General features: G+C 63.8%; 11 protein-coding genes. 6 read left to right on the top strand and 5 right to left on the bottom strand.

Translation table 11 applies throughout. The features are described 5' to 3' along the window. Positions 1–18 precede the first annotated feature (18 nt). The 4 genes from WBP07_RS32130 to WBP07_RS32115 all read right to left on the bottom strand — a co-directional run bounded on the left by WBP07_RS32130 (position 19) and on the right by WBP07_RS32115 (position 3,225). Complete coding sequence (locus WBP07_RS32130) at positions 19–546, bottom strand: hypothetical protein (protein WP_395397310.1); 528 nt, start codon at positions 544–546, stop codon at positions 19–21. Next, positions 546–995, bottom strand: coding sequence for a c-type cytochrome (locus WBP07_RS32125; protein WP_395397309.1), 450 nt, complete (start codon positions 993–995; stop codon positions 546–548). The genes WBP07_RS32130 and WBP07_RS32125 overlap by 1 nt, the downstream gene beginning before the upstream one ends. After that, positions 992–2,545, bottom strand: a complete 1,554-nt coding sequence (locus WBP07_RS32120; protein WP_395397308.1) for an FAD-binding oxidoreductase — start codon at positions 2,543–2,545, stop codon at positions 992–994. Before WBP07_RS32120 ends, WBP07_RS32125 begins: the two co-directional genes overlap by 4 nt. 200 nt (positions 2,546–2,745) lie before the next feature. Next, positions 2,746–3,225: a MarR family winged helix-turn-helix transcriptional regulator gene (locus WBP07_RS32115; protein ID WP_395397307.1), complete on the bottom strand. Its 480-nt coding sequence runs from the start codon at positions 3,223–3,225 to the stop codon at positions 2,746–2,748. A 170-nt stretch (positions 3,226–3,395) separates the two neighbouring features. On the opposite strand from WBP07_RS32115, the gene WBP07_RS32110 reads away from it, so the two are divergent. After that, complete coding sequence (locus tag WBP07_RS32110) at positions 3,396–4,799, top strand: aminomethyl transferase family protein (RefSeq protein WP_395397306.1); 1,404 nt, start codon at positions 3,396–3,398, stop codon at positions 4,797–4,799. A 201-nt stretch (positions 4,800–5,000) separates the two neighbouring features. Here WBP07_RS32110 and WBP07_RS32105 read toward each other — a convergent pair whose 3' ends face one another. Beyond that, complete coding sequence (locus tag WBP07_RS32105) at positions 5,001–5,879, bottom strand: CmcJ/NvfI family oxidoreductase (RefSeq protein WP_395397305.1); 879 nt, start codon at positions 5,877–5,879, stop codon at positions 5,001–5,003. 163 nt (positions 5,880–6,042) lie between these two features. Between WBP07_RS32105 and WBP07_RS32100 the strand changes: the two genes are divergently transcribed. The 5 genes from WBP07_RS32100 to WBP07_RS32080 all read left to right on the top strand — a co-directional run bounded on the left by WBP07_RS32100 (position 6,043) and on the right by WBP07_RS32080 (position 13,144). Next, complete coding sequence (locus WBP07_RS32100; RefSeq protein ID WP_395397304.1) at positions 6,043–8,421, top strand: TonB-dependent receptor; 2,379 nt, start codon at positions 6,043–6,045, stop codon at positions 8,419–8,421. An 85-nt stretch (positions 8,422–8,506) separates the two neighbouring features. Next, on the top strand, positions 8,507–9,274 hold the full coding sequence (locus WBP07_RS32095; protein ID WP_395397303.1) for a glutathione S-transferase family protein: 768 nt from the start codon (positions 8,507–8,509) through the stop codon (positions 9,272–9,274). Continuing rightward, positions 9,274–10,056, top strand: a complete 783-nt coding sequence (locus WBP07_RS32090; RefSeq protein ID WP_395397302.1) for a glutathione S-transferase family protein — start codon at positions 9,274–9,276, stop codon at positions 10,054–10,056. The genes WBP07_RS32095 and WBP07_RS32090 overlap by 1 nt, the downstream gene beginning before the upstream one ends. A 74-nt stretch (positions 10,057–10,130) precedes the next feature. Then, the gene (locus tag WBP07_RS32085; protein ID WP_395397301.1) at positions 10,131–12,275 is read left to right on the top strand and encodes a PQQ-dependent dehydrogenase, methanol/ethanol family; all 2,145 of its coding nucleotides are present in this window, start codon (positions 10,131–10,133) and stop codon (positions 12,273–12,275) included. Further along, the gene (locus WBP07_RS32080) at positions 12,272–13,144 is read left to right on the top strand and encodes an amidohydrolase family protein (protein ID WP_395397300.1); all 873 of its coding nucleotides are present in this window, start codon (positions 12,272–12,274) and stop codon (positions 13,142–13,144) included. Before WBP07_RS32085 ends, WBP07_RS32080 begins: the two co-directional genes overlap by 4 nt.

Genomic DNA, 13,144 nt, shown 5'->3' with positions numbered 1-13,144 from the left:
ATCTGCCGGCCCTTCGGTTCACCCCTTGCGTTGCAGCACCCAACTGAAGGCCGGGGCCGGACGCGGGGCTTCCGCGATCGTCGATGGAGTGGCCTTGATGTTCAGCGCCAGCTCGGCAAACGCCTCCGGCCAGCACGCACCTGCCGCTTGGGCTAGTGAGGACAATGGCCGCGCCGCAACGATGCATCGCGGCAGTGGCCCCTGGCCTTGGCGGTGCTGGATCGCGGCTACTTCCACATACCCTGCCTCGCGCGCGATTTCGGCGAAAAGCAAATGGTCCGCATGCCGGGTCATGCCGAAGACGCGCGCGGGCTGCTGGGCGAGCAATTGACGAACAAGCCGCACCCGTTCGCCCCGCAATGGCTGGGAAGAAGCGCCCAGCGTGGCGGCATGCGCGGCGAAGCGGCAGGCGGCGGGCAGTGTGTCGTCATGCACGAGCAGCACTGCGGCGGAGGCTTTTGCACCGCAGAGCGACCCGCCCAGCATGACCAGCGGCGCTGCCCCTGCAGCGGTGCCGATCAGGCCTCGGCGGCTGATCCCGCCCATCACGGCGCCTCCGTCGCGGCGGCTGGGGCTGGGGCAGGGGCATCGGAACTGGCGCCCGAAACGGCAGGATCCTTGACCAGATAGCGGGCGATCTCGGCCATTTGCGCATCGCTCACTTCGCCGCGTGGGATCGCGGGCATGTTGCCGATGCCCATCCGCGCGGCCTGCGTTATGAAGTCCGCCGTCAGATCCTTGCGCTTTTCGAGCAGCGGTTCGTCCGCGCGCCGTGCCAGAAGGCCGGAGCCCATGCCGTTCGGGCCGTGGCACATCGCACATTTCTCGATGAACAGCCGCTCTCCCGGCCCGGCATTGGGGCGTGAGGTGAGGGTGATGGGCGCGGGCATCGGTGGTGGTCCCTTTGCGGCGGCGGCGTCCGCACCACCGTCGCTCGAACCGCAGCCGCCAATCATCGCGACGCCCGCCAGCAGCGCCAGTGCGCCGCGCTTCATGCCGCCGCTCCCCTGGCTTTCGCAGGCCAGATTCCGCTCTTTCCCGGGGCGATGATGCCGGTTGGGTCCAGCGCGGTTTTCACCCGTTCGTTCAGCCGCAGCAGCGCGTGATCGTTGAAGTCGTACGTCGCCGCGACAGTGTCCATGTAGTCGAGATGGGTGCGGTATTCGCCGTAGCCCTGCGCCCTGGCATCGGCGATCAGCGCGTGCAGGAAAGGATCGACCTGCTTCAGCATTGCCGGATCGTCCTTGTTCAGCAGCACGGCATTGACGTTGATGAGGTGGCGCTCGCCAAAGGCGAAACTGGCCTGATAATCCATGCCATATTCGCGATAGCGCGCGTATGTCCGCTTGAACTGCGCCATGGCGGCGGCTCCCGATTGCGGCAGCACCGGCGAAAACCCGACATGCCCGCCGCGCCCGCCGTGCCAGTTGGCGTTCTGCATGGGGAAAGTGACCGGCGTTCCCGTCCAGCCAGAGGCTTCCAATGGCTCTCCGCGTTTCCACGCCGTCGGCCGCAGGCTCAGCGGCTTCAGCCGGTTCATTTCCTGCTCCAGCACGGCATAGGCGGCCTTGTTCACCCCCTCGCGCCCATAGAGGCGCAGGCTTACGCCCCACCAGCCCACCTTGTACTTGTCGCGGATTGCCTGGATCACCGTATCGCTGAGGGCGCCGGGATCCTTGGTCCACTGGTCGCGCGTGGTGAGCACGGCGGCGGCGCGCAGCCAGTTGCCGATGGTGGGCGATTGCTGGAGCAGCCCCTCCCGCCGCAGCGGCCCGATCGCGTCTATCAGCGGGCCAAGGTCGTCGGGATGGTCGAATTCCACGTCCATGCCCATCAGCGATTCCGGCTCGGGCATCAGCCACAGGCCCATCTTGGTGACGATGCCGAAGTTGGACTGCACGAACAGCTGGTCCCACGCCGGGCCGAAGCCATAGCGATAGAGCTGCCAGGTGGGCGATCCGTCCAGCGCGCCCATGCCGGTGCGGACCAGCGTGCCGTCGGCCAGCACCACTTCCATGCCGCAGATCTTGCTCGTATTCTCGCCATAAGGCGTATACCCGACCCCGCGGTCGAGCGCGTTGCCGACGACCGAACCCCAGGAGTTTCCGGGCGTGGAAAGCCAGTGCTTCATGCCGCGCGATTGCAGGAAATCGTAGAGATCGTAGAAGCCGACGCCCGGTTCCAGCAGCACGGTGCCGTTCGCCTCGTCATATTCGATCTTCTTCATGCGTGAGAGATCGACGATCACGGAGCCTGCCAGGACCGGTGCGCTGCCGCCGTATCCCACGTTCTTGCCCCGGCTGATCGGCCAGAGCGGAATGCCGGTTTCCCGCGCAATCCGGACCACGGCCTGCACTTCCTCAGCGGTGCCGGGGGCCACCGCTCCGGCAGGGAGATGGCGGCTGTCGTCTATCGCAAACTTGTCCTGATAGCTCGCGACGTCGGCGTCTTCGAAGAAGACATTGGCGGCACCTAAAGCAGCCTTGAAGGAACCCAGGGCCTGCTTGATGCGCGCCGGATCGGGCGTGGGGACGGTTTGGGTCATCGCCGAAAGCGCTCCCGTACCACACGCCCGGCATCATGGTTCGCGCGGCGCCACGGCGCGCGGGTGCTCTCCCTGCCTTTCGAATCCATCTCGCTCCGCCGCCCGGTGAGGGCTTTTTATCTATAACGATCGTTAGTGTTATCGCGGTCGTGGGGCTTGTCAATGCCTGTTGGCCGAGAGGGCGCCAGCGGAGGCGGCGATCAGCCGTGAATGCGTTCGAGCAGGGCAATCAGCATTTCGACTTCGGCCGATGAGAAGCGATCCTTCAGCCAGGTTTCATGCGTGCGCACGGCCTTGCGCGCCCGTGCCAGAACGCGGGTGCCGGCTGGCAGCAGGTGCAGTGCGAGCTTGCGCCGGTCTCCGGCCATCGTTGCGCGGCGCAGAAGGCCGCGCGCGGCCAGGCGGTTGACGATCTCCGTCGTCGTCGCGCGGTCCATCTGGAGTTGGTGCGAGAGTGTGGTTTGCGACAGCCCCGGCCAGTCCGAAACCAGCCAGAGCACCGACACCTGTTTCTGAGTGAGTTCGAGTTCGGAGAAGGTTTCTGCAAAGTGTCGATAGACGGCACCGTGCGCCAGGCGGAGGTGAAAACCCAGTACCGCATCAAGGTCTCCGCGACCGGCGCGGGCATCTGTCGCTGGGGTAGATGCGATGGCGCTTTGCTTGTTTCTGGTGATGCCCACTCCTCCCATGCTAACCGGCTTTCCGTTCCCCACCAAGGAGTTTGCTCACGCATCTAGTATCACATGATATTGTATGTGAAACGAACATAATGCTTGTCCACCGGCGTGACGGCCGTTACTTTTCACTGTCGCACGCGGCACGGTCGCGGCGGGAACATGGGAGAGTCTTGATGGCCGGGAATCTGGAGCAGGTTCTGCAAAAGGCAGGAAATACCGTGGAAATGCTGCGGAATTCGCAGCTTGGTGCCTATGTCTATCCGGTGGTCTCGCCGGAGTTTTCCAACTGGCGCTCGGAACAGTGGGCGTGGCAGCACGGTGCCGTCCTGTTCGATCAGTCACACCACATGGTGAACCTCTACATCCGCGGCAAGGACGCGCTGAAGCTACTGTCTGATACGATGATCAACTCGCCCAAGGGGTGGGAGGTCAACAAGGCCAAGCAGTACGTGCCGACCACGCCCTATGGCCATGTGATCGGGGACGGCATCATCTTCTGGCAGGCGCCGGAAGAGTTTTGCTACGTCGGCCGCGCACCCGCCTCGAACTGGCTGCGCTATCAGGCGGAGCAGGGGTACGATGTCGAGCTGCAACTGGATGACCGTTCGCCGATGCGCCCGATGGGCAAGCCGGTGACGCGCTCCGTCTGGCGCTTCCAGATCCAGGGGCCGAAGGCGTGGGACGTGATCGAGAAGCTGAACGGCGGCCCGCTGGAGAAGCTGCGCTTCTTCAACATGAGCACGATGAACATTGCCGGCAAGACCATCCGCACCTTGCGCCACGGCATGTCCGGCGCGCCGGGCCTCGAAATCTGGGGCCCTTACGAAGAGCAGGAGGAAGTGCGCGCCGCGATCCTGGAGGCGGGCAAGGAATTCGGCCTGATCGCTTGCGGCAGCCGGGCCTATCCTTCCAACACGCTGGAATCCGGCTGGATTCCCTCTCCGCTTCCGGCCATCTACACCGGCGAAAAGCTGAAAGGATTCCGCGAATGGCTGGGTGCCGACAGTTATGAGGCGACCGGGTCGATCGGCGGCAGCTTCGTGTCCGACAATATCGAGGACTATTATCTCAACCCCTGGGAATTGGGGTACGGGCCCTTCGTCAAGTTTGACCATGACTTCCATGGCCGTGAGGCACTGGAAGCGATCGATCCCGCGAAGCAGCGCAAGAAAGTAACGTTGGCCTGGCATCCGGAGGACATGGCCAAGATCATGGCATCGCTGTTCGATCCGGATGGAGAGCAGTACAAGTTCTTCGATGTGCCCTTGGCCAACTATGCCTCATCCAACTACGACCGGGTGACCGATGCGGATGGGCGGACCATCGGGCTTTCGATGTTCACCGGCTATTCCTACAACGAAAAGCAGGCGCTTTCGCTGGCGACGGTTGACCCGGACGTGCCGGTGGGCAGCGAAGTGCGCGTGGTCTGGGGCGAGGAAAACGGCGGCACCCGCAAGTCCACGGTGGAGCCGCACAAGCAGCTTTCGGTGCGCGCCGTCGTCTCGCCGGTGCCCTATTCGCGCGTGGCACGCGAAACCTATCACGATGGTTGGCGCACCCAGAGCGTGGATGCCTGATCGGGCGAGCGGCCGGGACCTGTCGCCCGGCCGTTTTACCTAACCCGCTACGACCGAGTTCATCGCTTGCGGAAGGGTGAGGATTACGTGAGGGTTGGCTGTGGCTCAACCGCCCCCTTCCGCAAGCGGGAGGGGGCGAGACTTTGCAGCTTTGCTGCCTTAGTGGCGGCGGGGTAGGCCCAGCGCCGACCCCGTCAACCCCTAGAACCAGTACCCAATCGCGCGCATTTCGATCGACGCGCGTGGAGGGGCTTCGGGCCCCGCCAACGGATTGTCGAAGGCCACATGAGGCACGCAGCAGGCTCGGTCAGGATCGCTGTCATGTGTCTTGAAGACCACGACTTCGCCGGGAGTCATGTCGCTGTACCAGCACCAGCGATGCCCGGGGGCGTGCGCAAGCACCAGTCCCTCGAACGACCAGATGTCGATGCCGTCGCGATCGAAGATGGCATCTGCCGGAAGCAGATCGGCCGCGGAAACCGTGCGAGCGTCGCACAAGGCCAAGGGTACGTCCTGCGGCGCCCCCGATGTGGCGCGCCAGACGTTGTAATGCGCGGACCTACGCGGAGTGGGCATTCCCTCCGGAAGCGAGCGTTGCGAGAACGCGGCGGCGGTTTTGCCGGAGACATCGACATGGGCGAAGCGCGCCGGCCGCGAATTGTCCAGGCTGCCGGACAGGCCTGAGCGTTCCGCGAATCGACGCACGCCCTGACCCGTGACCACCACCAGATCCGCTCCGGTCAGTGCCGTCAGCAGCGCGGAAATTTCGTCCGGATAGCGTTCCCGGACCTGCGTGTCGGACCCGAAGTCGGTTACCGAACTAACATGTGAAACAATTTGGAACCCAACCGAATCCAGATCGGCATTTTGGTGCCGCATATCGTGGATGGGCATCATTTCGGGCGCGAGCACGATCGTGTCCCGTGACGAGTCGTTGGCGCGATAGGCCATCCGGCCGGCGCACTTGTCTACATAGGCTATTTCGACATCCATCCCTGATTTTCCGTCTGTTACATGGTTAAATCTCGGATATGATTCGACCTCCGCGGGCGAGGAATTCGGCGCGATTGGCCGCAGCATTTCCCTTCCGTCCGGCGGTTGGCACGCATTTTTGATATCAGACGTTACAACACTCTTGCCATCCCGATATTGTATGCCATACAAACAACATATCGTCGAACGCGACGGTCAGGAGGTGCAAGGGGCGATAACGTTCCGGCGCCGGTTCGGGAGAGGGACCAAGATGCGATTCATCAAGACGGCGCGCCTGCGGCGTGCGCTTCTTCTATCGGTTTCATGCGGCGCGGCCTTTACAGCGGTGCCGGCGCTGGCGGACGATCAGGCCGCAGCGACGACCAAGACGGAAGACCCTCCTTCGATGGGCGAGATCATCGTCACCGCGCAGTTCCGCGCGCAAAAGCTTCAGGATACGCCGCTGTCGATCACCGCGGTCGACGCTGCGCTGCTGGAAGCGCGCAACCAGACCGACCTTTCGCAGATCGCCGCGCAGGCGCCGAACGTGCAACTGACCGAGATGGGTGGCGCGTTCGGATCGTCCATGGCGGTCTATGTGCGCGGCATCGGCCAGTATGACTTCAATCCGGCCTACGAACCGGGCGTGGGCATGTATGTGGACGATGTCTACTACGCCACGTTGACCGGCAATATCATGGACTTGCTGGACCTTGAGCGCGTGGAAGTGCTGCGCGGCCCGCAAGGCACGCTGACCGGGCGCAACTCCATCGGCGGCGCAATCAAGATGTTCTCCGCCCGGCCGGTTCCGGAAGATTCCGGCAAGGTGGATGTGGCCTATGGCTCACGCCAGCGACTGGATTTGCGTGGAAGCGTGAACTTCAAGCTGACCGACGACCTCTATGCCCGCGTCGCCGGGGTCTACAAGCACCAGAACGGCTATGTGGATCAGATCGACTATGGCTGCGCCAATCCGGACAATCCGCTGGGCCTTGCGGGCAACCCTTCCACCAAGGCCAACTGCGTGGTCGACAAGCTGGGTGAGCGCAATTACGCCGGCATCCGCGGATCGCTGCGCTTCAATCCCACCGCCGGGTTCGACTGGACCATCACTGGCGACTATACTTACGAAAATCGCACGGCGGCGGCAGGCGTGCTGACGAAGAACAATACCGCGCTTACCGACGGGATCGACTTCACTTGCGGCAAGTTCTGCACTTATGCCAGCTGGTATCTGCCGGCTGGTGGGCAGGCGGCCCAAGCCTATTACATGCCCAATACTGTGAAGTTCACCGGTTGGGGCGTGTCGAGCGACATGTCGATCGATCTTCACGACGATCTCAACCTGAAGTCGATCACCGCCTATCGCGAATATGAACAGATCTATGGCACGGACGATGACTACACACCCGATGCCAACATCGCCGGCGGCGGGTTCAACGATCTGACCTTCCGCTTCTTCAGCCAGGAACTGCGCCTGAACGCGAAGTTTGGCGATCTGGCGGACCTGACGGTGGGTGGCTATTACAGCGATCAGAAGTCGGTCTATTTCACGCGGCAGGACATTCGCTACATCGGCCACGGCCTTGAAGCATTGTTCCTTCAGTTCCAGGGCGACGATCCGATCAAGGCGGACAGCAAGGCTGCGTTCGGCACGGTGATCCTGCACCCCACGCCTAACCTGAACATCACCGGCGGCGTGCGTTATACCGAAGAGAAGAAGACCTACACTTTCGTTCGCAAGGCGTGGGATGGTGGTCCATTGACCGACATCTTCGGTGTGGGTGCGTTGGACGGTTCGGTTGCGCGCTACAAGGGCAACCGTTTCGACTACCGCGTATCGGTAGACTATCGCTTCAGCCCGGCAACGCTGGCCTATGCGACCGTCAGCACCGGCTTCAAGGGCGGCGGCGTCACCGCGCGTCCGTTCACGGAGGCGCAGGCGATCAACGGCACGTTCGATCCCGAAACGCTTACCGCTTATGAAATCGGCCTGAAGAACGACCTGTTCGGCCACACCGTGCGCCTGAACCTTGCCGGGTTCTACAACGATTACAAGAACATCCAGCTTCCGCTGGCAGACTGCGCCGTGCTGGACGGCTTTGCCCCCGGTACCGATCCGTTCCCTTGCGCCGCCATCGGCAACGCCGGCGATGGCAAGATGTGGGGGGCGGAACTGGAATTCGGCGCCCATCCGATCGAAGGGCTGGATATCGACGCCACGCTCAGCTGGATCGACGGCGAATGGAAGCGCATCGGTGCCTCGGTCGGCAATTCGATCAACATCGGCGATCCGATCACCACGCCCAACTGGCGCGGCAGCTTCGGCATCCAGTACAAGGCCGATCTGGGCAAGAACGGATCGATCACGCCGCGCTTCGACCTTGCCTATACCGGTAAACAGAGCCTGGGTCGACTGCCGGGCAGCAGCACGCTGGATTACAACCCCGCGCGCGCCATCGGCAATGCCCGCCTGACCTGGCGCAACGAGGGTGAGGACCTGTCGATCTCGTTCGAAGTCCAGAACCTGTTCGACAAGTACTATCTGCTGCCGATCCGGTTCGCCGCGCTCTATGCCAGCGCGGGGACGACCTACTCGAATGTCGGCCGTCCGCGCGAATGGGCCGTCAGCGTACAGAAGAAGTTCTGACGGGGGCGCGTCGGGATCGGCCTTCGCGGGAAGGCCGATCCCGACGCCTGGCCGCCACGAAAACGGTGAAACGGAGACGGGCCGCATGGCAGACGTGACACTTTACCACTGGGAGCCCAATGCCAATTCGGGCAAGCCCATGCTGGCCTTGATGGAAAAGGGCGTCGCCTTCGACAGCCATTACATCGACATGCTGCAATTCGACCAGCATCGGCCCGAATACCTGGCGATCAATCCGCAGGGGACTATCCCGGCCATGACCCACGGTTCGCGCGTGCTGGTGGAAAGCACCGCGATCATGGAATACGTGAACGAGGAATTCGCCGGGCCCAGCCTGATGCCGGGCAGCGCGCAGGATCGCTGGCGGGTGCGCTGGTGGATGAAGTTCATGGACCAGTGGCTGGCACCCAGCTTTTCCATGATCGGCTGGAGCGTTTTCGTCGGGCCGATGGTGCGTCAGCGCGATCCCGCCGAACTGGAAGCCGCGATCGAGCGCATTCCCCTGCCGGAGCGGCGGGTTTCGTGGCGCAAGGCGATCCACGGTACGTTTTCCGAGGCGGAAATGGCCGAGAGCCAGCGCCGTGTCGCGCTGGGCATCGAACTGCTCGAAGCCGAACTGGGCAAGCGCGAATGGCTGGCCAGCGACACTTACAGCCTGGCCGATATCAACGGTTTCAACCTGGCCTATGCCATCCCGCTGTCGCAGCCCGCGCTTTCCAATGACGAGAAGACGCCGAACCTGCTGCGCTGGCTGCGCGCGGTCTATGCCCGTCCGGCGGTGAAACAGTGCTGGGCTCTGGGGCGGACCGACATGGTGAAGCGGGTTTCCATTCTTGAGCAGGAGCGGATCTGATGGCGATGGTGCTCTATCACGGTGCGCCCAATGGTCCCTCGCTGGCCGTGCTTGCGGCGCTGGCGGAATCGGGCGTGGAGGTGGAACGCCGGTCGATCGACCTGCTTGCGGGAGAGCGTCACGCGCTGCCCGGCGTTAGCGAGCCGATCGCGCGCGACATGGGGATAGAGGGCGAAGGCCCGGTGCTGGTGATCGACGGGGAGGCGATGACGGAGTCCGTTTTCCTGGCCCAGTTCTTCGATGAGCTTTCGGACCACTCCTCCCTCCAGCCCAGCGATCCCTACGCCCACTGGGAAATGATGATGTGGTGCCGCCAGATCACCGAACGCCTGTCTCCGGCGGCGGCGCTGCTGGGCAATCTGGCGTTCTCGCGCGAGACGCTGGCGGCCATGCCGGACGATGCGTTCTCTGCGCTGACCGATCGGATTGCCAGCGCCGACTTGCGCGCGCGCTGGGAGGTGCTGCGCGATGGAGCGGCCGATCCCGCGCAAGTGGAGGACAGCCGCGCCAAGGTTTCGCAGGCCGTGGAGCGCTGCGAAGGCAAGTTGGGCGATGGCCGCGAATGGCTGATGGGTGAACTGACCATCGCCGATTTCGAGACTTACGCCTGGCTGGCGGGCATGGAGCCACTGGTGCCGGAGGCTTTTGCGGACAAGCCGTTGACCGCTGCATGGCTGGCCCGCGTGCGTGCCAGACCGAGCGTGGCCGCTGCTTTGGCAGGGGCTGGCGGCGACCCGGCGCGCTTCTGGGCGCCGGGGCCGGAAATCAATCGCTGGGGGTGACGCGCCCCTGCCGAAAAGCATCTCAGACACAGTGAAAGCGGTCCGAAACGAGGCCGGAAACGGGAAGAGAAAGAATGGTTGCGAAGCGTTCCAAGGTTTGGCTTGCGGTCACGGCCGGCGCATGTCTGGTGCTGGCGGGGTGCGGCGGCAGGACGGATGACGGCGGCAAGGTCGGTGCCGATGGCGTGAACGGCTCCTTGATCGTCAAGGGGCCGGACAGCGGATGGCTTTCCTATGGACGCACCTATGACGAACAGCGCTTCTCCCCGCTTTCGGACATCAACCGGGATAACGTGAAGAACCTGGGCCTCGCGTGGTTTTCGGACCTCGACACCGCGCGCGGGCAGGAATCGACGCCGCTCGTCATCGACGGCACGATCTACATCACCACGGCCTGGTCCAAAGTCCGCGCCTATGACGCGGTGACCGGCAAGGAGCTTTGGGCCTTCGATCCCGAAGTTCCCGGCGAAAGCGGCGTGAAGGGCTGCTGCGACGTGGTCAATCGCGGGCTGGGCGCCTGGGGCAACAAGCTCTACCTCGGCACTTTCGACGGCCGCCTGATCGCGCTGGACCGCAAGACCGGCAAGGAGGTCTGGAGCGCGGTCACGGTAGATCGTTCCAAGCCTTATACCATCACCGGCGCGCCGCGTGTGATCGACGGGAAGGTGATCATCGGCAACGGCGGCGCGGAAATGGGCGTGCGCGGCTATATCACCGCCTACGACGCGGATACCGGCAAGCAGCTCTGGCGCTTCTACACGGTGCCGGACGCGCCGGGCAAGAATGCCGAACAATACCTGAAGGATGCCGAGAAGACCTGGCACGGCGAGTACTGGAAGCAGGGCGGCGGCGGCACCGTGTGGGACTCCATGGCCTACGATCCGGAGCTGGATCTGCTCTACATCGGCGTTGGCAATGGCAGCCCGTGGAACCAGGGCATCCGTTCGGAGGGCAAGGGGGACAATCTCTACCTCTCGTCCATCGTCGCGATCCGGCCCAAGACCGGCGAATATGTCTGGCACTTCCAGACGACGCCCGGCGAAACCTGGGACTTCACGGCGACGCAGCACATCATGCTGGCCGATCTCGAGATCGGCGGCAAAGTGCGCAAGGTGTTGATGCAGGCGCCGAAGAACGGCTTCTTCTACGTGATCGACCGCAAGACGGGCGAGTTCATCTCGGGCAAGAATTTCGTGCCGGTGAACTGGGCGACGGGGCTCGATCCCAAGACCGGGCGGCCGATCGAGAACCCGGAATCGCGCTATTACAAGACGGGCGAGCCGTTCATCGGATCGCCCGGCGCGGGCGGGGCGCATTCATGGCATCCGATGGCGTTCGATCCCAAGGAGAAGCTGGTCTTCATCCCCGCGCAGATCGCCGCTTTCCCATACTTCCCGGACAAGAACTGGAAGCATGAGGCGAAGGGCTTCAATACCGGCGTGGACATGTCTGCCGGCTCGATGCCCGCCGACGCGAAAGTGCGCGCCGGCGCGGAAAAGGCGACCAAGGGCGTGCTCATCGCCTGGGATCCGGTGGCGCAGAAGGAGCGCTGGCGCGTGACGTTCCCCAGCGCCAACAACGGCGGGTTGCTGGCGACCGGTGGCGGGCTGGTGTTCCAGGGCAATATGAAAAGCGAGATGGCCGCCTATGCCACCGACACGGGGGCAAAGCTGTGGTCCTATCCGGTGCAGACCGGCGTGGTGGCACCGCCCGTGACTTACAAGGTCGGCGGTACCCAGTACGTTGCAGTTGTCGCCGGTTGGGGCGGCATCTGGGCGCTGGCGCCGGGCGGGGTGATCTCGCAGTCCGGCGGGCCGGTGCGCAACATCAGCCGGCTCCTGGTGTTCAGGCTGGGCGGCACCGCGAAACTGCCGCCCGCGCCGAAGCTGGAGGAACTGCCGCTCGATCCCCCCGCCTTCACCGGCACGGCGGAACAGGTGGCGACGGGGGCCTATCGCTATGGTCGCTATTGCGGCACCTGCCACGGCGACGCGGCGGTGGGCGGTGGGCTGCTGCCCGACTTGCGCCGCTCCGGCCTGATTGCGGACAAGGCCGCGTTCCAGACCGTCGTGCATGACGGTGCGCTGAAGAGCAATGGCATGGTCGGCTGGTCTGACGTGATGAAGCCTGAGGAAATCGAGGCGATCCGCCAATACGTGATCCACCGCGCCAATGAGGACAAGGCGCTGGAGCAGGCCGGAAAGGCAGGCGGCAAGTGACGATCGACCTCGCCGCGCTGGCGGCGATCGACGTTCACGTCCACGCAGAAGTCTCGTGCCATGATCCGGAGGACCCGGTCATGGCGCAGTTCTTCGATGCCGCCTCGGCCTATTTCAAGGCTCCGCGCGAAAGGCCGAAGATGCCGGAGATCGCCGAGATCTACCGCGCGCAGAACATCGCCTTCTGCCTGTTCACGGTGGATGCCGAAAGCGGCATGGGCGCGAAGCGGGTGTCGAACTACGAAGTGGCGGAATTCGCTGCCGCCCATGCCGATATCTGCATCCCTTTCGCCTCCATCGACCCGCGCAAGGGCAGGCTGGGAGCGCGGGAGGCGCGGGACCTGATCGAGAACCACGGCGTGCGCGGGTTCAAGTTCCACCACATCGTGCAGGATTGCCACCCCGGCGACCGCGTCGGCTATCCGATCTACGAGGTGATCGCCGAATACGGACTGCCCGCGATCTTCCACACCGGCCATTCCGGCATGGGCACCGGCATGCGCGGCGGCGGCGGGCTGCGGCTCAAGTACGGGCGGCCGATGCTGGTGGACGACGTTGCGGTCGATTTTCCGGACATGAAAATCATTCTCGCCCACCCGAGCTGGCCCTGGGTGGATGAGAGCCTGTCGATGGCACTCCACAAGGAGAACGTTTTCATCGACCTTTCGGGCTGGAGCCCGCGCTACTTCCCACCGCAGATCGTGCGCTATGCCAACGGCCAACTGGCGGACAAGATGATGTTCGGATCGGACTTTCCGCTGATCCGCCCAGACAAGTGGATCGAGGCGGCGCGCGGCATCGGCTTCAAGGACGAGGTGATGCCCGGGATCATGAAGGGCAACGCCGCGCGCGTGCTGGGGCTTCTATGA

Source organism: Novosphingobium oxfordense (assembly GCF_044029435.1).
Classification (GTDB): Bacteria; Pseudomonadota; Alphaproteobacteria; order Sphingomonadales; family Sphingomonadaceae; genus Novosphingobium.
This window is presented reverse-complemented; position numbering and strand designations above follow the sequence as displayed.